This window comes from Brachybacterium sp. NBEC-018 (assembly GCF_024860185.1).
In the GTDB taxonomy this organism is placed as follows: Bacteria; Actinomycetota; Actinomycetes; order Actinomycetales; family Dermabacteraceae; genus Brachybacterium; species Brachybacterium rhamnosum.
This window is the reverse complement of the sequence record NZ_CP100650.1, coordinates 3,181,027-3,206,908: the sequence shown is the minus strand read 5'-3', so window position 1 is coordinate 3,206,908 and position 25,882 is coordinate 3,181,027. Positions and strand designations below refer to the sequence as shown.

Annotated in this window: 28 protein-coding genes; 18 read left to right on the top strand and 10 right to left on the bottom strand. The window is 72.8% G+C overall.

Features of this window, described 5'->3' with window-relative positions; all coding sequences use genetic code 11:
• The first annotated feature begins 72 nt into the window (after positions 1-72).
• The 6 genes from NLU66_RS14565 (at position 73) to NLU66_RS14540 (ending at position 6,865) form a co-directional block, all read left to right on the top strand.
• Positions 73-1,002, top strand: coding sequence for an ABC transporter permease (locus NLU66_RS14565; protein ID WP_137771204.1), 930 nt, complete (start codon positions 73-75; stop codon positions 1,000-1,002).
• Positions 992-1,948 carry an ABC transporter permease gene (locus NLU66_RS14560; RefSeq protein ID WP_259360351.1) on the top strand — a complete coding sequence of 319 codons (957 nt, stop codon included), beginning with the start codon at positions 992-994 and terminating at the stop codon, positions 1,946-1,948. Before NLU66_RS14565 ends, NLU66_RS14560 begins: the two co-directional genes overlap by 11 nt.
• Positions 1,945-3,756 (top strand): dipeptide ABC transporter ATP-binding protein, encoded by a 1,812-nt coding sequence (locus tag NLU66_RS14555; protein WP_259360350.1) that lies wholly within the window; start codon positions 1,945-1,947, stop codon positions 3,754-3,756. The genes NLU66_RS14560 and NLU66_RS14555 overlap by 4 nt, the downstream gene beginning before the upstream one ends.
• Before the next feature lie 162 nt (positions 3,757-3,918).
• Positions 3,919-5,835 (top strand): translational GTPase TypA, encoded by a 1,917-nt coding sequence (typA, locus tag NLU66_RS14550; RefSeq protein WP_259360349.1) that lies wholly within the window; start codon positions 3,919-3,921, stop codon positions 5,833-5,835.
• Positions 5,832-6,284, top strand: coding sequence for a hypothetical protein (locus NLU66_RS14545; protein ID WP_259360348.1), 453 nt, complete (start codon positions 5,832-5,834; stop codon positions 6,282-6,284). The genes typA and NLU66_RS14545 overlap by 4 nt, the downstream gene beginning before the upstream one ends.
• The gene (locus NLU66_RS14540; RefSeq protein ID WP_259360347.1) at positions 6,281-6,865 is read left to right on the top strand and encodes a CDP-alcohol phosphatidyltransferase family protein; all 585 of its coding nucleotides are present in this window, start codon (positions 6,281-6,283) and stop codon (positions 6,863-6,865) included. Before NLU66_RS14545 ends, NLU66_RS14540 begins: the two co-directional genes overlap by 4 nt.
• Here the strand turns inward: NLU66_RS14540 and NLU66_RS14535 are convergent.
• Positions 6,804-7,064 carry an acetyltransferase gene (locus NLU66_RS14535; protein ID WP_259360346.1) on the bottom strand — a complete coding sequence of 87 codons (261 nt, stop codon included), beginning with the start codon at positions 7,062-7,064 and terminating at the stop codon, positions 6,804-6,806. The genes NLU66_RS14540 and NLU66_RS14535 overlap by 62 nt on opposite strands.
• A 141-nt stretch (positions 7,065-7,205) precedes the next feature.
• On the opposite strand from NLU66_RS14535, the gene fdxA reads away from it, so the two are divergent.
• The 3 genes from fdxA to NLU66_RS14520 are packed head-to-tail and all read left to right on the top strand — an operon-like array spanning position 7,206 to position 10,122.
• The gene (fdxA, locus tag NLU66_RS14530) at positions 7,206-7,535 is read left to right on the top strand and encodes a ferredoxin (protein WP_259360345.1); all 330 of its coding nucleotides are present in this window, start codon (positions 7,206-7,208) and stop codon (positions 7,533-7,535) included.
• Positions 7,535-8,695, top strand: coding sequence for a succinyldiaminopimelate transaminase (gene dapC / locus NLU66_RS14525; RefSeq protein WP_259360344.1), 1,161 nt, complete (start codon positions 7,535-7,537; stop codon positions 8,693-8,695). The genes fdxA and dapC overlap by 1 nt, the downstream gene beginning before the upstream one ends.
• Before the next feature lie 29 nt (positions 8,696-8,724).
• Positions 8,725-10,122: a citrate synthase gene (locus NLU66_RS14520; RefSeq protein ID WP_259360343.1), complete on the top strand. Its 1,398-nt coding sequence runs from the start codon at positions 8,725-8,727 to the stop codon at positions 10,120-10,122.
• A 114-nt stretch (positions 10,123-10,236) separates the two neighbouring features.
• On the opposite strand, the gene NLU66_RS14515 is transcribed toward NLU66_RS14520, so the two are convergent.
• Genes NLU66_RS14515 through NLU66_RS14495 form a run of 5 tightly spaced genes read right to left on the bottom strand, consistent with a single transcriptional unit; the run spans position 10,237 to position 14,414 of the window.
• Entirely contained in the window at positions 10,237-11,001 is a 765-nt protein-coding gene (locus NLU66_RS14515; protein WP_259360342.1) for a glycerophosphodiester phosphodiesterase, read from the bottom strand.
• Between the two features lie 10 nt (positions 11,002-11,011).
• Positions 11,012-11,947: a hypothetical protein gene (locus NLU66_RS14510; protein ID WP_259360341.1), complete on the bottom strand. Its 936-nt coding sequence runs from the start codon at positions 11,945-11,947 to the stop codon at positions 11,012-11,014.
• Between the two features lies 1 nt (position 11,948).
• Complete coding sequence (gene dapD, locus NLU66_RS14505) at positions 11,949-12,926, bottom strand: 2,3,4,5-tetrahydropyridine-2,6-dicarboxylate N-succinyltransferase (protein ID WP_259360340.1); 978 nt, start codon at positions 12,924-12,926, stop codon at positions 11,949-11,951.
• A gap of 10 nt (positions 12,927-12,936) precedes the next feature.
• Positions 12,937-13,662, bottom strand: coding sequence for an alpha/beta fold hydrolase (locus NLU66_RS14500; RefSeq protein ID WP_259360339.1), 726 nt, complete (start codon positions 13,660-13,662; stop codon positions 12,937-12,939).
• 47 nt (positions 13,663-13,709) lie between these two features.
• Entirely contained in the window at positions 13,710-14,414 is a 705-nt protein-coding gene (locus tag NLU66_RS14495; RefSeq protein WP_259360338.1) for a winged helix-turn-helix domain-containing protein, read from the bottom strand.
• A gap of 152 nt (positions 14,415-14,566) precedes the next feature.
• Between NLU66_RS14495 and NLU66_RS14490 the strand changes: the two genes are divergently transcribed.
• Together NLU66_RS14490 and NLU66_RS14485 are read left to right on the top strand one after the other, a co-directional pair.
• Entirely contained in the window at positions 14,567-14,833 is a 267-nt protein-coding gene (locus NLU66_RS14490; RefSeq protein ID WP_259360337.1) for a hypothetical protein, read from the top strand.
• 72 nt (positions 14,834-14,905) lie between these two features.
• Entirely contained in the window at positions 14,906-16,285 is a 1,380-nt protein-coding gene (locus tag NLU66_RS14485; RefSeq protein WP_259360336.1) for an APC family permease, read from the top strand.
• A 10-nt stretch (positions 16,286-16,295) separates the two neighbouring features.
• On the opposite strand, the gene NLU66_RS14480 is transcribed toward NLU66_RS14485, so the two are convergent.
• A complete protein-coding gene (locus tag NLU66_RS14480; RefSeq protein ID WP_259360335.1) occupies positions 16,296-17,249 on the bottom strand; it encodes a hypothetical protein in 954 nt (317 codons plus the stop codon).
• 48 nt (positions 17,250-17,297) lie between these two features.
• Here NLU66_RS14480 and NLU66_RS14475 point away from each other — a divergent pair, with 48 nt between their 5' ends.
• From NLU66_RS14475 to NLU66_RS14450, 6 genes are all read left to right on the top strand, one after another.
• Entirely contained in the window at positions 17,298-19,079 is a 1,782-nt protein-coding gene (locus NLU66_RS14475; RefSeq protein WP_259360334.1) for an FAD/NAD(P)-binding protein, read from the top strand.
• Positions 19,080-19,084: 5 nt separating this feature from the next.
• Positions 19,085-20,227: a succinyl-diaminopimelate desuccinylase gene (dapE, locus tag NLU66_RS14470; protein WP_416232161.1), complete on the top strand. Its 1,143-nt coding sequence runs from the start codon at positions 19,085-19,087 to the stop codon at positions 20,225-20,227.
• A 10-nt stretch (positions 20,228-20,237) separates the two neighbouring features.
• Positions 20,238-21,536, top strand: a complete 1,299-nt coding sequence (locus NLU66_RS14465; protein ID WP_259360332.1) for a polysaccharide deacetylase family protein — start codon at positions 20,238-20,240, stop codon at positions 21,534-21,536.
• A 23-nt stretch (positions 21,537-21,559) separates the two neighbouring features.
• Positions 21,560-22,384, top strand: coding sequence for a TIGR00730 family Rossman fold protein (locus NLU66_RS14460; RefSeq protein WP_259360331.1), 825 nt, complete (start codon positions 21,560-21,562; stop codon positions 22,382-22,384).
• Complete coding sequence (locus NLU66_RS14455) at positions 22,381-22,554, top strand: hypothetical protein (RefSeq protein WP_168198113.1); 174 nt, start codon at positions 22,381-22,383, stop codon at positions 22,552-22,554. The genes NLU66_RS14460 and NLU66_RS14455 overlap by 4 nt, the downstream gene beginning before the upstream one ends.
• Before the next feature lie 78 nt (positions 22,555-22,632).
• Positions 22,633-22,803, top strand: coding sequence for a DUF3117 domain-containing protein (locus tag NLU66_RS14450; RefSeq protein ID WP_137771188.1), 171 nt, complete (start codon positions 22,633-22,635; stop codon positions 22,801-22,803).
• Positions 22,804-22,877: 74 nt separating this feature from the next.
• Here NLU66_RS14450 and NLU66_RS14445 read toward each other — a convergent pair whose 3' ends face one another.
• Positions 22,878-23,531, bottom strand: coding sequence for an O-methyltransferase (locus tag NLU66_RS14445; RefSeq protein WP_137771187.1), 654 nt, complete (start codon positions 23,529-23,531; stop codon positions 22,878-22,880).
• Positions 23,532-23,677: 146 nt separating this feature from the next.
• Between NLU66_RS14445 and NLU66_RS14440 the strand changes: the two genes are divergently transcribed.
• Positions 23,678-24,088 carry a twin-arginine translocase TatA/TatE family subunit gene (locus tag NLU66_RS14440; RefSeq protein ID WP_259360330.1) on the top strand — a complete coding sequence of 137 codons (411 nt, stop codon included), beginning with the start codon at positions 23,678-23,680 and terminating at the stop codon, positions 24,086-24,088.
• 34 nt (positions 24,089-24,122) lie between these two features.
• Here the strand turns inward: NLU66_RS14440 and NLU66_RS14435 are convergent, their stop codons facing one another.
• Together NLU66_RS14435 and NLU66_RS14430 are read right to left on the bottom strand one after the other, a co-directional pair.
• Entirely contained in the window at positions 24,123-25,271 is a 1,149-nt protein-coding gene (locus NLU66_RS14435) for an Mrp/NBP35 family ATP-binding protein (protein WP_259360329.1), read from the bottom strand.
• Positions 25,268-25,882, bottom strand: coding sequence for a DUF1003 domain-containing protein (locus NLU66_RS14430; RefSeq protein ID WP_137771184.1), 615 nt, complete (start codon positions 25,880-25,882; stop codon positions 25,268-25,270). The genes NLU66_RS14435 and NLU66_RS14430 overlap by 4 nt, the downstream gene beginning before the upstream one ends.

The following is a 25,882-nucleotide window of genomic DNA, read 5'->3' as shown; positions in this document are numbered from 1 at the left end:
CGGATCGCTCCGGTTCCCGCTGTCGCACGCCCGGGGGTCCTCGCGCCCCGCCCGACTTCGAAAGAGAACGACGTGATCTGGTACATCGTGCGGCGACTGCTGCAGATGATCCCCGTCTTCCTCGGCGCCACGCTCATCGTCTACCTGCTCGCGTTCGCCGCCTCCGGCGATCCGATCCTCACCCTCGCGGGGGACAAGCCGATCTCCCCGGCCGTCGAGCAGCAGCTGCGCGCCCAGTACAACCTGGACAAGCCCGTCATCATCCAGTGGCTCATCTACCTCGGCAACGTGGTGCGGCTGGACTTCGGCGTGGGCTTCAACGGCCGGCCGATCGCCGATCAGATCGCCGCCGCATTCCCGGTGACGATCCGTCTCGCGATCATCGCCGTGATCGTGGAGACGGTGTTCGGCGTCATCGCTGGAGTGATCTCCGGCCTGCGCAAGGGCAAGCTCATCGACACGACGCTCCTCATCCTCTCGCTGCTCGTGATCGCCGTCCCGACCTTCGTGCTCGGCTTCGTCGCCCAGTTCATCCTCGGTGTGAAGCTCGGCATCGCCCCGATCAACGTGGGTCGCGACCCCAGCTGGCAGAACCTGCTCGTCCCCGGGTTCGTGCTCGGAGCGGTCTCCTTCGCCTACGTCCTCCGGCTGACGCGCACCTCGATCGCAGAGACGGTCGGAGCGGATCACGTGCGGACGGCGACGGCCAAGGGCCTCTCCCGGGGCGGAGTCGTCACCAAGCACATCCTGCGCAACTCCCTGATCCCCGTGGTCACCTTCATCGGTGCGGACCTGGGCGCGCTGATGGGCGGTGCGATCGTCACCGAGAGCATCTTCAACATCCCCGGAGTCGGGACCCTGCTGTTCCGCTCCATCAATGCCGGCGAAGCCCCGATGATCGTGTCCCTCGTGACCCTGCTCGTGATCATCTTCCTGCTGTCCAACCTCATCGTGGACCTGCTCTACGCCGTGCTCGACCCGAGGATCCGCTATGCGAAGTGATAACCGCGCCCCTCAGCGCCCGAAGGCCCAGCACTGGGTCGCCCCGCTCGACGAGACCCCGCTGCAGGAGGTCGATGCTGCGGACACCTCATCGACGCCTCGCTCGCTCTGGGCCGAGGCCGTGCACAATCTGGTGCGCAACCCGGTGTTCATCATCTCCGCGCTGCTGATCCTGCTCGTGCTCTTCGTCGCCGCGTTCCCCGGTGTCTTCACGAGTCAGGACCCCACGTACGGCAACCTCTCCTCGGCCAACAAGCCGGCGAGTGCGGAGCACCCCTTCGGCACGACGAGGCAGGGCTACGACACGCTGGCCCGCACGGTGTGGGGAACCCGCACCTCGGTGATCATCGGCTTCTTCACGATGATCTGCTCGACGATCCTCGGTGGCGCGATCGGAGCCCTCGCCGGCTACGTCGGCGGCTGGATCGACGAGATCGTCTCCCGCATCACGGACATCTTCTTCGCCGTCCCGATGATCCTCGGGGCGATCGTCATCGCGACCCGACTCGGCGAGATGAACATGTGGACCGTCATCATGGTCCTGAGCATCTTCGGATGGACCAACGTCGCCCGCATCATGCGCGGCGCGGTGATCTCGACGAAGAGCCAGGACTTCGTCACCGCATCGACGGCGCTCGGCGCCGGGAGCCTCACGAACCTCCTGAAGCACGTGATCCCCAACGCGATCGCCCCCGTGATCGTCACGGCCACGGTCAACCTCGGCGTCTTCATCGTCGCGGAGGCGACCCTGTCGTTCCTGGGGGTCGGGCTCCCCACGTCGGCCGTCTCCTGGGGCGGCGACATCTCCCGTGCGAGGGATGCCCTGCGCAACCAGCCGATGATGCTGTTCTACCCCTCTGTGGCGCTCGCGACCACCGTGCTGAGCTTCATCATGCTCGGTGACGCCGTCCGCGACGCCCTGGACCCGAAGGCGAGGAAGCGATGAGCGCCGCACCTGACAGCGCCACGAAGCAGCCGCTGCTCGAGATCAGGGATCTCGAGATCACGTTCACGACCTCGACCGGGCCGGTCCGAGGTGTGCGCACCGCGAATCTCGAGGTGTACCCCGGGGAGACCGTCGCGATCGTCGGCGAGTCCGGCTCCGGCAAGTCGACGACCGCGATGAGCATCGCGCACCTGCTGCCCAAGAACGGGAGCATCACCCGCGGCCAGGTCCTCTTCGAGGGTCGCGACATCACGCATGTCTCGGAGAAGCAGATCCGGGCCCTGCGCGGCGACCAGCTGGGCCTGGTCCCGCAGGACCCGATGAGCAACCTCAACCCCATGTGGAAGGTGGGCTCGCAGATCACCGAGGCGCTCGCCGCGAACGGCGTCGCCACGGGCGCTGCAGCGAAGAAGCGGTCGGTCGAGCTGCTCGAGGAGGCGGGTCTGCCGGACGCGAAGCGCCGCGCCGGCCAGTACCCCCACGAGTACTCCGGCGGCATGAAGCAGCGCGCGCTCATTGCCATGGGCCTCGCCGCCCGCCCCAAGCTGCTCATCGCCGACGAGCCGACCTCCGCGCTCGACGTCACCGTGCAGCAGCAGATCCTCGACCACCTCGACACCCTCACGGGCGAGCTGGGCGTCGCGGTGCTGCTGATCACCCACGACCTGGGCCTCGCCGCCGAGCGCGCCCAGCATCTCGTGGTGATGTACAAGGGGCAGGTCGTCGAGTCCGGTCCCGCGCTCGAGATCCTGCAGTCCCCGCAGCATCCGTACACCAAGCGCCTCATCGCGGCCGCGCCGAGCCTCGCCTCGCGCCGCCTGGTCTCCGTGGCCGAGCGCGAGGAGGTGCGCGAGCAGGCGCAGGAGCACGCCGCCGGTCAGTCCTCGGAGCAGGCGAACGGCCCCATCATCGAGGCCCGCAACCTGACCAAGGTGTTCCCGATCCGCGGCAGCGTCCCGTGGCGCACCACGCCGTTCACCGCCGTGGACGACATCTCCTTCTCCCTCGAGCGCGGCACGACCACCGCGATCGTCGGCGAGTCCGGCTCGGGCAAGTCGACCGTCGCGCAGATGGTGCTGAAGCTCCTCCAGCCCACCTCGGGGCAGGTGCTCTTCGAGGGCAAGGACGTCACCACCTACAAGGGGTCCGCGCTGAAGACGCTGCGCCGCCGTGTGCAGCCGATCTTCCAGAACCCCTACGGGACGCTCGACCCGATGTACTCGATCTTCAGCACGATCGAGGAGCCGATGCGCCTGCACGGCATCGGCGACGCGAAGAGCCGCGAGGCGAAGGTCCGCGACCTGCTCGACAAGGTCGCGCTGCCGGCGGCGATGATGCGCCGCTTCCCCAACGAGCTCTCGGGCGGCCAGCGCCAGCGCGTGGCGATCGCCCGCGCCCTCGCGCTGGACCCCGAGGTCGTCGTGTGCGACGAGGCGGTCTCCGCCCTCGACGTGCTGGTCCAGGACCAGGTGCTGCACCTGCTCAACGACCTCCAGGCCGAGCTCGGGCTGTCCTACCTCTTCATCACCCATGACCTCGCCGTGGTCCGCCAGATCGCGGACCGCACCCTGGTCATGGAGAAGGGGAAGCTCGTGGAGCAGGGCTCGACCGACGAGGTCTTCCACTCGCCGCAGCAGGACTACACCCGGCGCCTGCTCGCCGCGATCCCCGGCGGCTCCATCCCGCTCGCGGGAGCGGAGACGATCGACGTCGAGGTGCCCGCCGGGCGGGCCGACGAGACCGTCACGGAGCACGGCGAGGGTCCGAAGGACATCATCGATCCCTTCTCGCAGGCCGGTCACGTCTGAGCCGTGAGCGCGGAGGGCGTCGAAGCTCTCATCCCTGACCCCTGAGGAATCCTGGGCCGGACCGTTAGAATCGGTCCGGCCCAGGAGCATGTCGTGCGGGGGACCCGCGATGTGAGCAGCTGGACCGTGCCCCGCACCTCCGTCAGAGACGAGCTCCCGCGCATGACCCTCCAGCACCGCAACGACCTGCGAAACGTCGCCATCGTCGCCCACGTCGACCACGGCAAGACCACCCTGGTCGACGCCATGCTCACCCAGGGCGGCGCCTTCGGCGACCACGACAAGCACGACGAGCGGGCGATGGACTCCGGCGAGCTCGAGCGCGAGAAGGGCATCACGATCCTCGCGAAGAACACCGCCATCCGCTACACCGGCCCCTCGGCCGAGGCGATCGGTGAGCCCGAGGGCATCATCATCAACGTCATCGACACGCCCGGCCACGCCGACTTCGGCGGCGAGGTCGAGCGCGGCCTGTCGATGGTGGACGGCGTGGTGCTCCTCGTGGACGCCTCCGAGGGCCCGCTCCCGCAGACCCGCTTCGTGCTCCGCAAGGCGCTCGCCGCGAAGCTCCCCGTGATCCTCGTGGTCAACAAGGTGGACCGCCCCGACGCCCGCATCGACGAGGTCGTCGGTGAGGCCACCGACCTCCTCCTCGGCCTCGCCGAGGACCTCTCCGACGAGGTCCCCGACCTCGACCTGGACGCGCTCCTGGACGTGCCCGTCGTGTACGCCTCCGGCAAGGCCGGCCGCGCGAGCCTCACGAAGCCGGCCGACGGCGAGCTGCCCGACTCCGAGAACGTCGAGCCGCTGTTCAAGACGATCCTCGAGTCGATCCCCGCCCCGAGCTACGACGACGAGATGCCGCTGCAGGCCCACGTCACCAATCTCGACGCCTCCCCGTTCCTGGGTCGCCTCGCGCTGCTGCGCGTGAAGAACGGCGAGCTCACCAAGGGCCAGCAGGTCGCCTGGTGCACCCAGCACGGCACCACCAAGACCGTGAAGATCACCGAGCTGCTCGAGACCAAGGGCCTCGCCCGCGAGCAGATGACCCGCACCGCCCGCCCCGGTGACATCGTCGCCGTCGCCGGCATCCCCGAGATCATGATCGGCGAGACGCTCGCGGACGTCGAGGACCCGCAGCCGCTGCCGCTGATCACGGTCGACGAGCCGGCGATCTCGATGACCATCGGCATCAACACCTCCCCGCTCGCCGGCAAGAACGGCAAGGGCCACAAGCTCACCGCCCGCCAGGTGAAGGACCGCCTGGACCAGGAGCTCGTGGGCAACGTGTCCCTGCGCGTCGTCCCCACGGACCGCCCGGACTCCTGGGAGGTCCAGGGCCGCGGCGAGCTCGCGCTCGCGATCCTCGTCGAGCAGATGCGCCGTGAGGGCTTCGAGCTCACCGTCGGCAAGCCGACCGTGCTGACCCGCGAGATCGACGGCAAGACCCACGAGCCCGTCGAGCGGATGACGATCGATGTCCCCGACGAGTTCCTCGGCACCGTCACGCAGCTCATGGCGAGCCGCAAGGGCCGCATGGAGACCATGAGCAACCACGGCTCCGGCTGGGTGCGCATGGAGTTCGTGGTGCCCTCGCGCGGTCTCATCGGCTTCCGCACCCGCTTCATGACGGAGACCCGCGGCAACGGCATCGCCTCCTCCTACGCCGACGGCTACGAGCCGTGGATGGGTGCGATCGAGTTCCGGGCCACCGGCTCGCTCGTCGCGGACCGCCCGGGCGTCGTCACCCCCTACGCGATGATCAACCTCCAGGAGCGCGGCTCCTTCTTCGTGGAGCCCACGAGTGAGGTCTACGAGGGCCAGGTCGTCGGCGAGAACTCCCGCAACGAGGACATGGACGTCAACATCACGAAGGAGAAGAAGCTGACGAACATGCGCGCCGCCAGCGCCGACTCCTTCGAGAATCTCGTGCCGCCGCGCAAGCTCACGCTCGAGGAGTCCCTCGAGTTCACGGGCGAGGACGAGTGCGTCGAGGTCACCCCGGAGATCGTGCGGATCCGCAAGGTGATCCTCAACGCCGGGGAGCGGGCCCGCTCCCGTTCGCGCGCGAAGAAGTGAACATCCGTCGCACCGTCGGGCACGCGGCCTTCGCCGTGCTGCCCACGGTGCTGTCGGTGCTCGTCCTGGTCACCGTGCACCGCCTGACGCTCGACCTGCTCGGGATCACGATCCCGGCCGGCCTGCTGCTGTGCACGGTGTACCAGGTGATGACCTGCGCGTTCCTCTGGGCCGTCACCGGGTCCCGGCTGCCGCTCGCGGTCTCCGGGGCGCTGTGGGGCATCCTCGCCACGCCGTTCCTCGGCAACGGGGCCGGCGGGGGAGTGCTCCTGCCCGGGGTGATCGGTGACCAGGCGCAGTACTCCGGCTGGATCGTGCAGGGCCTCGGCATGGGGATCCCGTTCCTCGCGGCGGGTTTGCTGAGCCTTCCCGCGGTGCGCCGTCTCGAGCAGGCGCGCACCCGGGCCCGGGAGGCGCGGGCACGCGCGGAGGAGGCGCAGCGGTCGTGAGCACGGACGCGGCGGATCGCGGCTGGGCCACGCTGCCCAACGCCGTGACCCTGCTGCGGCTCGTCCTGCTCGCCCCCGTGTGCGTGCTGCTCGCGCGCGGCCCGGACACCCTCGCCGTGGTCCTGCTGCTGGTGTGGGCGAGCACCGACTGGGTCGACGGCCTGCTCGCCCGCACGCTCGGGCAGACCAGCCGGGTGGGGGAGATCATCGACCCGATCGCGGACCGGATCGGGCTGGTCGCGATCGTGCTGACCCTCGCCCTCGCCGGTCTGCTCCCGTGGGCGGCGCTCGTCGTGATCCTGCTCGTCGACCTCGCCGTCACGGCGCTCGCCTCGGGCGCCGCGCTCGGCGGTCGGATCCGCGTCTCCTGGCTCGGGAAGATCCGCACGGCGCTGCTCATGACCTCCGTGTTCCTGCTGGCCGCGGCCGCCGCCTGGGCCCCGGGGCTCGTGGGTGCCGTGCAGGTGCTGCTGTGGGCCGGCGTCGTGGTGCACGTGGTGAGCGGGGCCGGCTACGTGCTCAGCGCCCGCCGCTCCCGTCACGGCGCTCCGGCGGAGGCGGGACCTCCTTCGCGGCGATGACCAGGGGGCGCGGCACCCGCATCTCGCCGCGCCGGGTCATGACGGTCACCGCGCGCTCGTCCGTCGCGGTGATCGTGCCGAGCGCGTCGCTCATCCGCTCGCCGCGGGGAGCGGTCGCCGGATCGATCGCGTGGCGAAGTGTGACACGCCGTCCCACCTCGAGGAACGGTGCCCATCCGGGGCGGGTCTCGCTGGTCATCCCCCGAACATAGTGCCCGCCCCGCGGCGGCCGCGGTGTTCGACAGGTCACGTCTGCGCGGCATCCGGCGGTCGGGGCCCCGCCGCGCGCCCCGTCGGTGCGATGATGGTGCGGTCACCCCCGTGGAAGGAAGCCGCCCTCATGACGTACGTCATCGCCCTGCCCTGCGTCGACGTCAAGGACCGTGCCTGCGTGGACGAGTGCCCCGTGGACTGCATCTACGAGGGGACCCGCTCGCTGTACATCCAGCCCGACGAATGCGTGGACTGCGGCGCCTGCGAGCCCGTGTGCCCCGTCGAGGCGATCTACTACGAGGACGACCTCCCCGACCAGTGGGCGGAGTTCTACAAGGCCAACGTCGAGTTCTTCGACGAGCTCGGCGCCCCCGGCGGCGCCGCCAAGATGGGCGTGATCGACAAGGACCACGCGATCATCGAGGCGCTCCCGCCGCAGTCCGGCGCCGAGGGCTGATGCACTCCCCGCGTCGCCCCCTCGCCGCCCGCCTCCCCGCTTTCCCGTGGGACGCGATCGCCGGGGCCAAGGAGCGCGCCGCCGCCCATGAGGACGGCATCGTCGACCTCTCGGTGGGCACGCCCGTGGACCCGACCCCCGCCTCCGTGCAGCAGGCGCTCGCCGCCGCCGCGGACAGCCACGGCTACCCGACGACCGTCGGCACGCCCGCGCTGCGTGAGGCGCTCGTGGACTTCGTGCGCCGGCACCGCGGCGCCCCGGGGACGATCGACGTGGACGGGGTGCTGCCCACCGTCGGCTCCAAGGAGCTCGTGGCGCACCTGCCCTTCCAGCTGGGCATCGGGCCCGAGGAGATCGTCGCCTTCCCCGCGATCGCCTACCCCACCTATGACATGGGCGCCCGGTTCGTGGGGGCGCAGTCCCTGCCGCTGGACCTCGTCGCCCTCGCCGAGCACGGCGACGCCGCGCTGCCGGACCCGGCCGCCGTGTCGCGGATCCGGCTGCTCTGGCTGAACTCGCCCTCGAACCCTACGGGCGACGTGCTGACGGTCCCGCAGATGGCCTCGCTCGTCACCTGGGCCCGGGAGCGGGGGATCGTCGTCGCCTCCGACGAGTGCTACGCCCTGCTGCCGTGGACCGTCGACGAGGTCCCCTCCGTGCTGGACCCGCGGGTGAACGGCGGCTCGCTCGAGGGCGTGCTGTGCGTCTACTCGCTGTCCAAGCAGTCCAACCTCGCGGGCTACCGCGCGGCCTTCGTCGCCGGCGACCCCGCGCTCGTGGGGGAGCTGCTGGCGATCCGCAAGCAGGCCGGGATGATGATCCCCGGTCCCGTGCAGGCGGCGATGGCCACGGCGCTCGGCGACGACGAAGCGGTGGCGGCCCAGCGTGAGATCTACCGCGCACGGCGCGAGATCCTCGCGCCGGCCCTGCGCGCCGCGGGGGGCGAGATCAGCGGCTCCCAGGCCGGTCTGTACCTGTGGACCTCCTTCGGGGAGGACGCGATGGTCACGGTCGAGCGTCTGGCGGATGCCGGTGTGCTGGTCGCTCCGGGGATGTTCTATGGTGAGGGGGGCGGCTCCACCGTGCGCGTCGCGCTCACCGCGACGGACGAGCGGATCGCCGCCGCCGCCGGGCGCCTCGAGCACCTCGAGCGCCCCTGAAGGATCCGACAACGCACAACGGAGAGCCCATGGATCACGCGACGCCGACCTCACGCCTCGCCTACGGCGACCACACCCTCGACCTCCCCGTCGTCGACGCCGTCGAGGGGAACCCGGGCATCGCGATCGGTCCGCTGCGCAAGGAGACGGGGGCCGTCACCTACGACCCCGGCTTCATGAACACCGCCAACACCACCTCGGCGATCACCTACATCGACGGCGACGAGGGCGTGCTGCGCTACCGCGGCTACCCGATCGAGCAGCTCGCGGAGAAGTCGACCTTCCTCGAGGTTGCCTACCTGCTCATCAACGGCGAGCTGCCCACGCAGGGACAGCTGGAGAACTGGACCACCCAGGTGGAGCGCCGCTCCATGCTCGACGAGCGCTTCAAGCGCATGTTCGAGGCGTACCCGCGCGATGCGCACCCGATGGCGGTGCTGCAGGCCGGCGTCTCCGCGCTGTCCACCTTCTACCAGGACTCGCTGGACCCGTTCGACGAGGAGCAGGTGCGCCTGTCCTCGGTGCGGCTGCTCGCGAAGGTGCCGACCATGGCCGCCTACGCGCACCGCATCGCGCAGGGCCACGCGCTGCTCTACCCGGACAACCGCCTCTCGCTGATCGAGAACTTCCTCCGCCTGACCTTCGGCTTCCCGGTCGAGGAGTACGTCGCGGACCCGGTCGTCGCGCGGGCGATGGAGCAGCTGCTGATCCTCCACGCCGACCACGAGCAGAACTGCTCGACGTCGGCCGTGCGCCTCGTCGGCTCCGCGCAGGCGAACCTGTTCACCTCGATCTCCGCGGGCATCGGCGCGCTCTCCGGCCCCGCCCACGGCGGCGCGAACGCCGCGGTGATGGACATGCTCGACACCATCAGCGCCGAGGGCATGGACCCCAAGGTGTTCATGGAGAAGGTGAAGAAGCGCGAGGACGGCATCCGCCTCATGGGCTTCGGTCACCGCGTCTACAAGAACTACGACCCGCGCGCGAAGTTCGTGAAGACCATCGCGGACGACGTGCTCGAGCGCCTCGGCGTGCAGGACGAGCGCCTCGAGCTCGCCATGAAGCTCGAGGAGATCGCCCTCAAGGACGACTACTTCATCGAGCGCAAGCTCTACCCGAACGTCGACTTCTACACGGGCATCATCTACAAGGCGATCGGCTTCCCGACCGAGATGTTCACGGTGCTCTTCGCGATCGGCCGCCTGCCCGGCTGGATCGCCCAGTGGCAGGAGATGGTGCACGACCCGGACACGAAGATCGGCCGCCCGCGCCAGATCTACACCGGTGAGCCGCGCCGCGAGTACGTCGACATGGCCGCCCGCACCGGCACCACCGAGCTGCGCCTCGAGCAGCTCCACGAGGAGCTCGCCGCGCAGCACCGCGAGCACCAGGAGAAGCTCGCCAAGGAGCGCCGCTTCGACCACTGAGGCCGGGTGGGCGGCGGCATCGCGCCGCGCCCGCTGAGCGCCGCTGCGAGAGGGGCCGGGGACATGTCCCCGGCCCCTCTCGCGTGCCCGGACGTGAGGCGCCGGCGGCACGGCTCAGCGGTCGGGCCCGTCGTGTCCTGCCTCGAGGTGGGCGCGGATCGCCGCCGAGCGGTTGGAGATGATGCCGGCGACGCCGAGGTCGGCGAGCTCCGCGGCCCGCGCGGGATCGTCGACAGTCCAGCAGGTGGTCTCCATGCCCAGATCCGCGGCCGCACGGACCGAGGCGGCGGTGACCCGCGCGTGCTCGGGGTTCCAGGTGCGCGGGGCGAGGGCATCGACGAGGCCGCGCGGGGGAGCGCCGTCCTGCTTCCAGGTCAGCCAGATCTCCGCGGCCGGGGCCACGGGGTGATCGGCGTCGAGGGCGCGCACGGCGAGCAGGGCCTCGGTCTCGCCGCACCACGCCGGTGCGGGGACGCCGGGCGTCGCCCGCACCGCCGCGACCGCCGCACGTGCCGTGGCGGCGTCCGGCAGGTCCACGAGCAGCCGCGCCGGCGCCGCCGCCCGCAGCGACTCGGCGAGGGTCGGGATCCGGTGCCCGGCCTCCGTGCGCAGCGCGGAGACCTCGGCGAGGGTGAGGTCGGTGATCGGGCGGGGGTCGCCCCAGATCCGCTCGGTCGTCGCGTCGTGGAGCAGGACGACGGCGCCGTCGGCCGTGACCCGCACGTCGATCTCGACGGTGCTCGCGCCGTCGGCGACGGCCCGGCGCACGGAGGCGAGCGTGTTCTCGACCTCGGTGACGGGATCGCCGCGGTGGGCGATCACCTCGGGCGGACGAGGCGGCGCCGGCGTCGCCGTCGGGGCTCCTGCGGGTCCTGTCATGTCAGCTCCTTCAGCCTCCGGAGACCAGGATGACGACGCGGCCGTCGGCGGCGTCCTCGGCGGTGCCCCAGGTGCTCGCGTCCTCGCCGCGGGCGGAGCGGTCCCAGACCCGCCCGGCGTGCTCGACCTGGACGACGGAGTCCTCCGCCGCGCGGGCCACGGCCCAGTTGGCGACGGCCCAGCCGAGGGCCTCGTCGTCCCCGGTGTCGACGACGAGAGCGGTCGCCCCCGCACCGTCCGGGGTCCCGGCGCTCACGGAGGAGGCGGATTCGAGGGTGGTGCGGAGGGAGCCGGCCTCGGTGAGCCGCGGGAACTGGCGGGCGAGCTCGGAGCGCACGCCGTCCGGGGAGACGGTGCCGGTCGCCGCGTCGAGGGTGCACACGAGGTTCGCCTGCGAGCGGCCGGTGAGGGCGGAGGCGTAGATCCGCCCCTCGGTCTCGTGGTCGCGGTAGGCCTCGGGGTGCCCGCTGCGCTGCACCTTCTGGGCGACGTCGTTGATGTCGCCGCTCTCGTAGTCCGTGACCTTCTCGAGCGCGTCGTAGAAGGCGTTCGTGGAGTGGATCGGGTCGAGGATCTCCGCCTCGGTGCCCCAGCCCTGGGAGGGACGCTGCTGGAAGAGCCCCAGCGAGTCCCGGTCGCCGTGCTCGATGTTCCGCAGCTGCGACTCCTGGTAGGCCGTCGCGAGGGCGATCGACGCGGCGCGCGGCGGCATGCCGCGGTCCACGGCGATCGCGCTGATCAGGGCCGCGTTGGCGACCCTCTCGGTGGAGTAGCGGTGGCTCGTGCCGAGGCCCGAGGCGACGCACGTGCCCGCATGCGCGGGGGAGCCGTAGCGCTGCAGCGCGACGTAGGAGCCGCCGGCGATGCCGCCGAACAGCAGCAGCATCACCAGCGGGACCACGAGGCCGCGCCACGGCGAGCGGCGCGGGGAGCGGCCTCGTGCCATGTCAGTTCGCGTGCAGGGCGGCGTTGAGGGAGACCGTCTGCCCGGCGCGGGCGACGGCCTCGACGGCGCCGGTGAGCGAGTTGCGGCGGAAGAGCAGGTTGCTCACGCCGGAGAGCTCGCGCGCCTTGAGCACGTGCGGGGTGTCCGCGTCCTTCTCGCCCACGAGGGTGACCTTGGTGCCGGCGGTGATGTAGAGGCCCGCCTCGACGACGCAGTCGTCGCCGAGGGCGATGCCCACGCCGGCCTCCGCGCCCACGAGCGACCGCTTCCCGATGCGCACGCGCTCGGTGCCGCCGCCGGAGAGGGTGCCCATCGTGGAGGCGCCGCCGCCCACGTCGGAGCCGTCCTCGACGATGACGCCCTGGGAGATGCGGCCCTCGACCATGGAGGTGCCGAGGGTGCCCGCGTTGTAGTTCACGAAGCCCTCGTGCATGACGGTCGTGCCCTCGGCGAGGTGGGCGCCCAGGCGCACGCGGTCCGCGTCGCCGATGCGCACGCCGGTGGGGAGCACGTAGTCGACCATGCGGGGGAACTTGTCGACGCTGAGCACGGTGGGGGTGCGGCCGGCGGCGCGCAGGCGCAGGCGGGTCTCCTCGAAGCCGGCGACGGCGCAGGGGCCCTCGGTGGTCCACACGACGTTGGTCAGCGCGCCGAACAGCCCGTCGAGGTTCTGGGCGTTCGGCTCGACGAGGCGGTGCGAGAGCAGGTGGAGGCGCAGGTAGGCGTCGGAGGCGTCGGCCGGGGCGGCGGCGAGCTCGATCGCGCGGACCACGACCTCCTGGGTCGTGCCGCGCACGCCGTCCACGGCGGCGGCGGCGGCGAGCTGGGCGTGCAGCGGCTCCGCGGTCGGGTCCGCGGGGGCCTCGCCCAGCTGCGGGGCGGGGTACCAGGTGTCGAGGGTGGAGCCGTCGGCGGCGAGGGTCGCGAGGCCGATGCCCCAGGCGTGGGTGGCGGGCTCGGGCGTCGTCGTGGAAGTCATGCGGGCGATTCTACGGAGCGACGTCGCCTGCGGGCTGTGAGGTCTGCAGGGCGGTGATGATCGTCGCGGCGAGATCGGCGGGACGGGTGAGCTGCGGCCAGTGCCCCGTGGGCAGGTCCACGATCTCCCGGTCCCGGATCCGCGCCAGCTCGCTGACGTACGGGTGCCCTTGGGTGATCCATTCCTGCATCGTCGCGGCGTCGACCTCGCAGGCGATGACCGTCACCGGTACCTCGTACCGCGCCGGGTCCTGCAGCTCCTGGGGGTCGCGGGCCACGGCGGCCGGCTCCGGCACGGCACGGGCGCGGAAGTCGGCGCGGATCCGCGCGGTCATGTCCACGAGGTCCGCCTCCTCGAAGTCGTCCCACGCGGGGAGGGGGAGGTCCGATCCCCGGGTGGGCAGATGCGGGTTGACGGCGGTCCCTGCGGCGAGCGGCCCGGAGTCGACGTAGACCGCGCGCCGCACCCGGTCGGGCCGGGCGTCGACGGCGGCGTGGATGATGGCGCCGCCGCCGGAGTGGCCGACGAGCACGACCGGCTCGTCCAGGGCGTCGATCCGCTCGACGACGGCGCGGACGTGGTCCCGCAGTCCGATGCCGGAGCGGTCCGCGTCTGCGGACTCCTTCCCGGGGAGGGTCAGCGCATGCGTCCGGTGACCGGCGGCCTCGAGCGGACCGGTCACCTCCGCCCAGGAGTCGCCGTCGAGCCAGAAGCCGGGAACGAGGATGATGTCCATGGCCCCAGTGTTCGCCGTGGCGAGGACAGGAGGTGTCCGCGAACGGGTCAGCTCTCCGACGGGCGGGGGGCGCGGGCGAGCGCGAAGAGCAGCTGGAAGGTCTCGAGGGGATCGTCCGGGTCCTGGCCGGTCTCGAGGTCGACGCCCTCGGCGTCCCGGTTCATGTCCTTGAACCGGACGATGGCCTCGTCGACGGTGCCGACGAGCTCCCGGACCTGGGCCCGCGTCAGGCGGACGGTCGTGCCGAACAGCGAGCCGTCCCCGGGTCGGGTGAGCGGGTTCTCCTGGTGGTGGGCCATCTCTGCGATCCACGCCGAGCGCATCCAGTCGAACATGGCGAGGCTCGTGGCGCGGGAGGCGTCGAGGTAGGCCGGATTGGTCGCAGCGGGGTCGTTCGCCGGAGCCGTGCGGAAGTCGTCCGTCGCGAGCTTCCAGACGCGGTCGCGGCGGTCCCGTGCCGCCTCCGGCGCCTCGACGACGACCCCGCCGCGGGCGAGGGTGCGCAGGTGGTAGCTCACGGAGTTCGGCGGGATGCCGAGGTCCGCGGCGAGGTCCGCGGCGCGCGCGGTGCCTCGTCGTCCGAGGGCCTCGGTGAGGGAGATGCGGAGCGGGTGGGCCATGGCCCGCAGCTGATCGCGGGTCGCGTGCTCGGGTGCCGCCGGGGGCTCCGGCGGGGCGGGGGGATCCGGGGCGACGGGCGGGACCGGGGCGTGGGGTGCGCCGGTCGAGGCCGACGGGTCCGTGGAGCTCATGGGCACCTCCGTGGGGTGGTCGGGACAGGAGCGTCCGATGCCCGCACTCTACTCACCATCTGTTGCGCAAGAACTATTGCGCAAAGAATGGTGCGGGACTATGGTCCGGAGGAGCGGGCGACCGCCGCGCCGCATCACGGAAGGAGCGGACCATGGAACGGACCCTGCGGACCCCGATCCCGGGACCTGGCGCCGACCTCATGGCTCCGGTGCCCGGACTCCCGCCCGCCGTCGAGGGCGGGACGTCGTCTCCCGCACCCGATCAGGCACCGCCGCGCACGGCGCTCGGCATCGTGCTGACGGCCCTGCGCGGCGACCTCGGGGACGCCGCCCCCCGCCGCCGGCGTGCGCACCGCGAGCGCCAGGCGGCCGAGCAGACGGAGCGCCTGCTGCGCACCGGACTGCACCACCTGCGCTGAGCGCGGGGCGAGCCGGGGGAGAACGGGCGGGGCTCGCGACGGGTCGTCGGCGCGGAGCAGAATGGCCGCACCATGACTGCCGACCCCACCCCCGCACCCTCCGCCCCCGATGCCGGGCAGCCGGCCCTGCGCCGCGAGATCGGCTTCGGCCAGCTCGTCGCCTACGGTCTCGTCTTCATCGGCCCCGCCGCGGCGGTGGGGGTCTTCGGGACCCTCGACGCCCGCTCCGGCGGCGTCGTCCCCGTCGTCTACCTCGTCGCGACGCTCGCGATGGCGCTGACCGCCTCGAGCTACGTCGTCATGTCCCGTGCCGTGCCGCGGGCGGGATCCGTCTTCGCCTACGCGAGCGAGGGGATCGGCCAGCGCGCGGGGCACATGGCGGGCTGGATGATGCTGCTGGACTACCTGCTCATCCCCTCCGTCGCGTATCTCTTCTCGGGGATCGCGCTGAACTCGCTGATCCCCGCCGTGCCGATCTGGGTGTTCGTGCTCGCCGCGGTGGTCCTCACGACCGCGCTGAACCTCTCCGGCGTGAAGGTCACCGCCCGCGTCTCGATGGCCGTCGTGATCGTCGAGGTGGTCGTCCTGCTGATCGTCCTGGCCGCTGCGGCCGGGGTGCTCGCCACCACCGGCCCCGTGCGCGGCTGGCTCGAGCCGTTCACGGGCGGCGCGGCCGGGATCTCCGTCGCCGCGGTGCTCGGCGCCGTCTCGATCGCGGTGCTGTCCTTCCTGGGCTTCGACGCGCTCGCGACCTTCGCCGAGGAGACCCGCGGGGACTCCCGCGCGATCGGCCGCGCGACCCTCGTGTGCCTCGTGATCATCGGCGTGCTGTTCATGGCGCAGACCTACGTGGGCGCGCTGCTCAGCCCCGCGAGCGCCGAGGAGCTCGCCGCGCACCCCGAGCTGCAGGGCGACGCCTACTACGCGATGGTCGACTCCGCGCTCGGCTCCGCGCTCCACGGCGCGCTCGCCGTCGCGAAGGCCGTGGGTGCGGCGTTCTCCGCCCTCGTGGGGCAGGCCGCCGCCTCCCGCGTGCTCATGGACATGGGTCGTTCCGGCTCGCTCCCGACGGGCCTCGCGCGGGTCTCGCCGCGCACCGGCGCGCCGCTCGTGGGCACGCTCGTCGCCGCGGGCGGCAACGTCGCCGTGGCCCTGTGGGCGGCGACCCGGGCCGACGGCCTCGACCACGTCGTCTCCGTGGTCGACGTCGGCGCGCTCACCGGCTTCGTGGTCCTCCACGTCTCGGTGATCGGCTACTTCGCGGTGCGGCGCCGCGGTGGGGGAGTCGACCCGCTGCGCCACCTCGTGATCCCCGTGCTCGGGGCGCTCGTGCTGCTCGCCGTGCTCGTGAGCGCCTCCGCGATCGCGCTGATCGTCGGCGGCCTGTGGGCGGTGATCGGGCTCGTGATCCTGCTCGTGCGGGGCGTCGGCCGCCGACCGGAGCCCGCCTGAGCGGGTCCGTTCAGACCGCCTCGTCCCCGCCCGGCTCCCCGGCGGCGGGATCCTCGTCGACCCAGCCCTCGGCCCGCCACTCGATCGCCTGGCCCCGGCGCAGCAGCAGCTCGGTGCGCCGGGAGCGGAGGGCGCCCAGGGCGACCACCACGACCAGGCCCACCGCCCCGGAGACGAGCAGGGTGAGCGCCGGGGCGAGGCCCAGCAGGCCCTCGCGCAGCAGCAGGTCCACGAGCAGCAGCGCGGCGCCCACGAACACCGAGAGCACCGAGGCGACCAGGAGCGCGCCGACACCCAGCGAGATCGCGAGCTCGGTCGGCGCGGAGGCACGCTGCAGGGGGTGGCGCACGGGCACGCCCCGTCCCAGCTGCCCGGGCCGGGCGACCGCCCAGTCGAGCATCGCCCTCGAGCGGCGGTGCACGGCGAGCGAGGCCGCGACCGCCGCGACCACGAGGGCGAGGGCGGCGCCCGCGAGCAGCGGTCCGATCCGCACGGCGAGCTCCGCGGGCGGCGCCGGGTCCCGCAGGGTCATCACCGCCGCGAGCACCACGAGCAGCAGCAGGGCGGCGACGGCCACACCCTCGAGGACCCGCAGGCCCGTCTGCCGCGCGGCGTCCTCCGCATGCGCGGCCGCGTCGATCTCGTCGCCGACGGGCTCCGCGCCCTCCTCGAGCACCACCCGCCGCTCCTCGGCGAGTCGCGCCACGAACGCGTCGAGGTCGCCGACGGCCCGCAGGCTCGGGGCGTACCGCTCGCGCTGCGCGGCGGAGAGCCACGCGGCGAGCACGGTCGCGTCCGCCGCCGCACGGTCCCGCGGCTGGGCGTCCGAGGCCGCCTCCGCGCGCAGCCGCGCCGCCTGTCGGCGCATCGCCGCTCCCAGCTCCGGCCCGCCGGCCGCGTGCCGGAGGTGCCGGGCCGATCCCGTCGGCCCCGTCGGATGCGTCGACCCCGTCGTCCCGCTCATGCGTCACATCGTCGCAGACCATTCGCCGATCCGCGCGATACTGGGCGGATGACCGCGAGCTCCGATACCCCCGCCCCTCTCCGGACGGTGGCCGTCGTCGGCGCCGGGCCCCGGGGCACGGCGATCGTCGAGCGCCTCGTCGCCGCCTCGACGCTGCCCGACTGGCAGGGCCGCCTCACCGTCCACCTCATCGACCCGTACGTGGGCCTCGGCGGGGCGGTCTGGCGCCACGACCAGTCCGAGGTGCTCCTGATGAACACCGCGACCTGCCAGACCACGATGTACCCGGATCCGTCCTGCCACCCGCGGCTGCCCGTGACGCGCACCGAGACGCTCGCCGACCAACTCGCCGGCGAGGGGCTCGCCCCCGCGGACATCGCCTCCCGCGCCGCGCACGGCCGCTATCTCGCCCACGTGCTCGACACCGCCCAGGCCGACGCCGACCCCGACCGGCTGCGGATCGTGCGCCATGCGGCGGAGGTCGTCGACGTGACCGGCGCGCCCGACGGCCCCCAGCGGGTGCGCCTCGACGACGGCCGCGTGCTCGCCGCCGACGCCGTCGCCCTTTCGCTCGGCCACCTCTCCACGGCGCTCGGCCCCCGCGCCCAGCAGTACGCCGACGCCGCCGACCGCCACGGGCTCGTGCACGTGGGCCCCGCGAACCCGCTCGAGGTGGACTACCAGCGGCTGCTGGGCCGCGAGGCGATCGCCGTCGCCGGCATGGGCCTGAACTTCTACGACATGATCGGCATGCTCACCGAGACCGCGGGCGGGCGCTTCGTGCCCGATGCGGGCTCCGCGGCCGGCCTCCGCTACGAGCGCGGCGGCGGTGAGCCGCTGCTCGTCGTCGGCTCCCGCTCCGGCATGGTCTACCGGCCCAAGCCCGACCTCCGCCCCGCGCTGCCCGAGCCGTACACCCCGCAGGTGCTCACCTCCGAGCGCGTCCTCGAGCTCGCCGTCCGCAGCGCGGGCGTGGACCACGAGCGCGACGTCATGCCGCTCATCCTCGCCGAGCTGCGCCGCGCCCTCCAGGGCATCGGGGAGGACGAGCTCGCGACCGACGAGGCCCTCATCCACCTGCTGTTCCCCTTCGGCCGCCGCGGCGGGGTCACCGACGACGCGCACCGGCGCACCCGGGAGGCGCTCCGCGAGGCGCTCGCCGCGGCCGCCGGCCCCGACCCCGTGTGGCTGCTCGTGTTCCGTGTGCTCGTCGCCATGCGGGTGCAGGTCAACCGGCTCATCGACCTCGGCGCGTATACGACCGTGAGCCTGCGCCGCGACATCGACGGCCACCTGCGCAACGCCTTCGCCTCCTGGGCCTCCGGCCCGCCCGTGCTGCGCGTGCGCCAGCTCGTCGCCCTCGAGGAGGCCGGGCTCGTGCGCTTCCTCGGTCCCCGCATGCACGTCGACATCGACGAGGAGGCCGGGCGCTTCGCGGTGCGCGGCGGCGAGAACCCGCCCGTGCTGTGCGACGGCGTGTTCGAGGCGCACCTGCCGCCCGTGGACCTGCCCGCCTACCGCAGCCCGCTCCTGGGCGCGTGGCGCGAGCGCGGCGAGGTGCGCAAGGACTCCTGGGCCTCGCGCGGCAGCGGCACCCGCGTGCTCACCGGCTCGATCGAGGTGGACGGCCTGTACTGCCCGATCGCCGTGGACGGCACCGTCCACGAGCGGCGCCTGCTCACCGGGGTCCCCGTCTCCACCGCGCAGCCGGGGTCCGCGATCACCGCCGAGCCCGGCACCTCCCCGCAGCTGCTGCAGCACGCCGAGGCGGTCGCCCTGCGCCTCGCCGCGCACGGCGGCGCACTCGAGGAGCCGCTCGTGGCACGATGACGGGCATGCCCGCCACCTCTGCCGCCACACCTCCCACCGGCTCCGCCCCCGCCCTCGACCCCTTCGCCGACATCGTCGACCTCACGGCCGCGATCGTCGACGTCCCCAGCGTCTCCGGCGACGAGAGGGCCCTCGCCGACGCCGTCGAGCAGGCGCTGCGCACCCACGCCCCGCACCTCGAGGTGATCCGCGACGGCGACACGGTCATCGCCCGCACCGACCGGGGCCTCGACCGCCGGGTGCTGCTCGCCGGTCACCTCGACACCGTCCCGATCGCGGACAACCTCCCCTCGCACCGACGGGAGCGGGACGGCCGCGAGGAGCTCGTGGGCCGCGGCAGCTGCGACATGAAGGGCGGGGTCGCCGTTCTGCTCGCCCTCGCCGTGCGCGCCGACGCCGCCCCCGTCGACCTCACCTGGGTCTTCTATGACCACGAGGAGGTCGCCGCGGCGGACAACTCCCTCACCCGCCTCGCCGCCGAGCGCCCCGAGCTGCTGCAGGCGGACTTCGCGATCCTCGGCGAGCCCACCTCCGCGGGCGTCGAGGGCGGCTGCAAGGGCACGATGAAGCTCGAGGTCACGGCCCGCGGCATCGCCGCCCACTCCGCGCGCGACTGGGTGGGCGACAACGCCATCCACCACCTCGCCCCCGTGCTCGGCCGGCTCGCCGACTACGAGGCCCGCCGCGCGGTGATCGACGGCCTCGAGTACCGCGAGTGCCTCAACGTCGTCGCGATCTCCGGCGGCATCGCCGGGAACGTCATCCCCGACCGCGCGAGCGCGACCCTCAACTACCGCTTCGCGCCGGACACGAGCGTCGCGCAGGCGGAGGCCCACGTGCGCGAGGTGCTCTCCGGGCTCGACGTCACCATCGAGGTGACCGATGCCGCCGCCGGCGCGCTGCCGGGCCTGGACACCCCCGCCGCCCGCGACTTCCTCGCCGCGATCGGGGAGGGGACGAGCGTCGCCGCGAAGCAGGGCTGGACCGACGTCGCCCGCTTCTCGGCGCTCGGCACGCCCGCCGTGAACTTCGGTCCGGGGGACCCGCTGCTCGCCCACACCGACGACGAGCACGTGCCCACTGCGGACCTCCGACACGCCCTCGCCGGGCTCGCGCGATTCCTCGGCACGGAGGTGCCCACCGCGTAGCGTGACGGGCATGAGAGCGCTGACCCGCCGCACGCTGACGACCTCTCTGATGGTGGCCGCGCTCGCCGGCTGCACCGACGGCTCCGGATCGGATCCCGGCTCCGGGTCCGACGCCGGCGGGGCCTCGGACTCCACGGCGGCGCCCGCCGCGGGCGGCGCGGCCCCCGATCCCGCGGCGAAGCTCGCGACCGCGACCCGCCAGGCCGACCAGTTCGACTACGACGCCGCCCTGGACACCGTGGAGGGGGTCGACGGGAAGGACGCCGAGGACCTCCGCACCCGCTGCCACGAGGAGAAGGACGCCCTCGTCCCGTGGCCCGAGGACGAGCCCGTCAGCCACCTCTTCTTCCACAGCCTGATCGTGGACCCCTCCCGCGCCTTCGACGGCGACGACAAGCAGCAGGGCTACGACGACTACATGTGCACGATCCCCGAGTTCACCGCCGTCATCGAGCGGATGCACGAGGACGGCTACCTCCTCATCAGCCCCCACGACCTCGCCGAGCCCGCCGAGGACGGCACCATGCGGCCGCGCGAGCTGCTGCTCCCCGAGGGGCGCACCCCGCTCGTGCTCTCGCAGGACGACGTCTCCTATTACGAGTACATGGACGGCGACGGCTTCGCGGCGGACCTCCACCTCGACGCCGACGGCGCCGTCCGCAACCGGTACGTCGACGCCGACGGGACCGAGCACGAGGGCGCGTACGACATGGTCCCGCTGCTCGACGACTACCTCGAGGAGAATCCCGGCTTCTCCTACCGCGGCCGCAAGGGCATCATCGCGCTCACCGGCTACAACGGGATCCTCGGCTACCGCTCCTCGCCCCGCGAGTACGGCGAGGACCCCGACGCGCTCTCCGCGGCGCGGGACTCCGCCGCGGAGGTCGCGGGCGCGCTCACCGACTCCGGCTGGGAGATCGCGAGCCACACCTGGGGCCACATCGACATGGGGGAGAAGCCGCTCGAGAAGGTCGACGCGGACCTGCAGCGCTGGGACGAGGAGGTGGGCACCCTCGTGGGGGACACCGACCTGCTCATCTACCCGTTCGGCGCCGACATCGCCGGCCCCGAGCAGTACGAGGAGGGCGACGTCCGCTACCGGCGCCTGCGCGACCACGGCTTCTCCTACTTCTTCACCGTCGACGGCTCCACCCTCGCCTGGCAGCAGCGCCACGGCGAGTACCTGCGCCAGGCGCGGATGAACATCGACGGCATCCGGCTGCGGGCCACGGCGGCGGGGGAGGAGCACGTTCTCGATCCAGTGCTCGACGCCGGCGCGATCCTGGACCCCGCCCGCCCCGGTCTCTAGGGCCCAGCCGCTACCCTCGGCCCATGAGCGCATCCGACGAGAACGCCCACCGCAAGGGCCCCATCACGCTGCGCGGGCGACAGCGTCCCGACCGCACCACCGACCAGCGCCTGCTCGAGGACTCGGGCCCCGGCGATTGGGTGCACGGCGACCCCTGGCGGGTGCTGCGCATCCAGTCCGAGTTCGTCGAGGGGTTCGGCGCGCTCGCCGAGCTCGGCCCCGCGGTCTCGATCTTCGGCTCCGCGCGCGTCGCGCCGGACCATCCGGACTACCGCTGCACCGAGGAGATCGCGCGCGGCCTGGTGGAGATGGGCTACGCCGTGATCACCGGCGGCGGCCCCGGGATCATGGAGGCCGGCAACCGCGGTGCCCGCGAGGCCGGCGGGGTGAGCGTGGGGCTCGGCATCGAGCTTCCCCACGAGCAGGGGATGAACGCCTATGTCGACCTCGGCGTCGACTTCCGCTACTTCTTCGCCCGCAAGACGATGTTCGTGAAGTACTCGAGCGGCTTCGTGGTCATGCCCGGCGGGCTGGGCACCCTCGACGAGCTGTTCGAGGCCCTCTGCCTCATGCAGACCCACAAGATCTCGATGTTCCCCGTGGTGCTCGTGGGCCGCGCCTACTGGCAGGGCCTCATCGACTGGATCTCCACGACGCTCGTGGAGCGCGGCATGATCGCCCCGACCGACCCTGACCTGCTGCGGGTCGTGGACACGGCGGAGGAGGCGCTCGCCGTGCTGCGGGAGGCCTCCCGCCGCGAGGAGGGGTCGGGCCGCGTCGAGGTGCCGGCCCCCGACGCCACCGGCGCCGGCGGGCCCGCGGACGCCGAGGAGGCGGCCGGCCGATGACCGCCGCGAGCCCGATGGTGATCCTGCTGCTGCTCGTCGCGATCGGCGTCGCGGTGGCCTTCGTGGGCATCGCGACCGGCCGGTTCGGGGGCGGGATCGCCCTCCCGCCGAGGCCCCCGCGACGCTCCCGACGGGCGCGGCGCACGACCAGTGGTCAGGACCTGAGATAATAGCCACCGTACCCGCGCTGCCCGAGGTCCCGTCCGGGGGATCGTACGAGAGGCAGCGACAGCACAAGGAGGCACGCCATGGCTGCTATGAAGCCGCGCACCGGTGACGGTCCGCTCGAGGTCGTCGAGGAGAGCCGCAGCATCATCATGCGCGTTCCGCTCGAGGGGGGCGGTCGCCTGGTCGTCGAGATCGCCGCGTCCGAGGCGGTCGAGCTGCGTGATGCGCTCGAGGGCGTCATCAAGGAGTGATCCGTGACGAAGGGGCCCCGCACCATCCGGTGCGGGGCCCCTTCGTCATGCCCGGCGGCGGGCGGTGAGGCGGCTCAGGGGCGCAGCACCGCGGCGAGCACGCCGTCGCCGCTGCCGGTGAGCGCGGTGACGAGATCCTCCGCCTCGGTGACGGCCTTCAGCAGCTCGCGCACCGCGCGGGTGCTCGCGTCGCGCGCCGCGGGATCCGCGACGCGGTCGTGGAACAGCGCGTGGGGGATGACGAGCACGCCGCCCGGGCGCAGCAGCCGGCGGGCGTGCTCGAGCAGGTCCAGGGCGTGCGGGGCGTGCGCGGGGAACGAGACGAGGTCGTAGGCGTGGTCGGTGAGACGGCCGACGACGTCCCGGGGGGCGCCGGCGATCGTGCGCACGCGCGGCCCGCGGATCCGCGCCTCCGCGAAGGACTCTCGCGCGGCGCGCTGGTTCTCGACCTCGGGATCGATCGTGGTGAGCACCCCGTCCGGGTGCATCCCCGCGAGGAGGTAGAGGGAACCGACGCCGGCCCCGGTGCCGATCTCCACCGCGGAGCGCGCCTGCACCGCGGCCGCGAGCACGCGCATCAGCGCGCCGGCCCCCGGCAGGACGGGCGTCGCCCCGAGCTCCGCACCGCGCTCGCGGGCCCGCTCGAGGACCCCGGCATCGGCGAACAGCCCCGCCTCGTCGACGAACTCCTCGCCGTGGGCCCAGCTGGCCACCTTTCCCGACGCCATCGCGCTTCCTTCCCCGTGTCCGGACAGTCGCCTAAGGGTACGACAGGCACGGCTCGCACCCAGCCTCCGCCCCCTCTCCCTCTGCCATAATGGGCCGGCAGGACGCGTGCACGACCGTGCGCGCGAGGACCAGGACAGGTGACGACGTGACGTTCTTCGGGATCGGCGGCTGGGAGTTCATCGTCATCCTGCTCATCTTCGTGCTGATCGTCGGTCCGCAGCGCCTGCCCGAGTACACGCGCAACGTCGTGCGCTGGGTGCGCCAGGCCCGCCGCTGGGTCGAGGACTCGCGGGCGACGGTCGAGGACGAGATGGGCATCGCCATCGACGACCTCCGCAAGTACGACCCGCGCCAGTACGATCCCCGTCGCATCATCCGCGAGGCCTGGGGCGACACGAGCCCCGAGGACCTGCTCCCGTCCAAGGAGGCGCTCGCGATCGGCACCGGGGCGGCCGCCGCCGGTGCGGGCGCCAAGCGCAAGCCCTCCGGCAGCGCCAAGAAGTCCGCCAAGGACGCGGCCCCGCAGGGCACCCCCTGGGACCCCGAGGCCACCTGATCCGCGCCTGAGCCCGCCCCTCGGGGCGGGAGCGTCAGCGCCGCGAGACCGACAGCGGCAGCTTCATCCCCGTCAGGCCGCGCGGCCGGTGCGTGAGCGAGCGCGCGACGTCCCGCAGCGCGATCGCCGCCGGGTTCCCGGGATCGGAGACCACGAGCGGCAGGCCCGTGTCCGCGCCGTGCCGCAGCGCCGGCTCGAGCGGGATCCGGCCCAGCACCGGCACCGGATGCTCCACGGCGCCCGCGAGAGTCGCGGCGACGCGGTCCCCGCCCCCGGAGCCGAAGACGTCCATGACCGTGCCGTCGGGCAGGGTCAGCCCCGCCATGTTCTCGACGACCCCGGCGATCTCCTGCTCCGTGGAGGTGGCGAGCGAGCCCACCCGCTCCGCGACCGCGGCCGCGGACTGCTGCGGCGTCGTCACGACGACCATCTGCGCGCTCGGCAGGAGCTGCGCCACGGAGATCGCGACGTCGCCCGTCCCCGGCGGGAGGTCCAGCAGGAGCACGTCGAGGTCGCCCCAGAAGACGTCGGAGGCGAACTGCTCGATCGCCCGGTGCATCTTCGGGCCGCGCCACACCACGGCCTGCCCCTCGGGGACGAACATGCCGATGCTCATGACGGCGACGCCGTGCGCCTGCGGCGGCATGAGGAGGTCGGAGACCTTCGTCGGCTGCTCGGTGATGCCGAACATGCCGGGCATCGAGAAGCCGTGGATGTCCGCGTCGATGACGCCCACCCGCAGGCCGTCCGCCGCCATCGCGGCGGCGAGGTTCGCGGTGACCGTCGACTTGCCGACCCCGCCCTTGCCCGAGGAGATCGCGAGGATCCGCGTGAGCGAGCCGGGCTGGTTGAAGGGGATCTGACGGCGGCCCTGGCGCAGGCGGGCCGTGAGCTCGCGGCGCTGCTCCTCCGTCATCCCGGAGGTCGAGACCTCCACCCGGGTCAGGCCCGGCACGGTCGCGGTCGCCTCGGCGGCGTCCCGCTCGATGCGGTCCCGCATGGGGCAGCCCTCGATGGTCACGAGGACCTTCACGGTCGCCGCGCCGTCGGCGTCGACCTGCACGTCCTCGACCATGCCGAGCTCCGTGATGGGCCGGTGGATCTCCGGGTCGATGACGTGCGCGAGGGCCTCGTGGATGAGGGCGACGCGCTCGTCACCGCCCGTGGTGTCGGTGGTGCTCATCGCTGCTCCTCCTCCGTCGCGGGCTCTCCGGCCCCTCGGCCCGTGCCCGGTCCGTCCGTGGTGCCGAGCGCCGCGGCGATCTCCTCGCGGACGATCCCGCGCATGCGCTCCAGCTCGTCCTCCCGGGAGTCCTCCTCGAGCTCCTCGAGCAGGTCCCGCAGCTCGCCGCGCACGAAGTCGCGGGTCGCGACGTCGTTCAGGGCGAGGCGCAGGCCCGCGATCTCCCGGGTGATGAAGTCCGTCGTCGCATGGTTGCGCTCGTTGGACTGGCGGTCCTGCTCCGCCTGCACCCGGTCGCGGTCGTCCTGACGGTTCTGCGCGAGCAGCAGCAGCGGCGCCGCGTAGGACGCCTGCAGCGACAGGATGAGCGTGAGCAGGGTGAAGTTCATGGCCCGCGGGTCGAACTGCGCGGACTCCGGCATGACGGAGTTCCAGGTCAGCCAGACGGCGCAGATGACGGTCATCCCGACCAGGAAGGCGGGGGTGCCCATCGCGCGGGCGAAGGTCTCGGCCATGCGGCCGAAGGTGTCCCCGGAGAAGGGGCTGCGCGGCAGGAGACGACGGTTCCGGGGTGCCGGGTCGTCGAGGGCGGGAGCGTTCTTCTCCGCCAT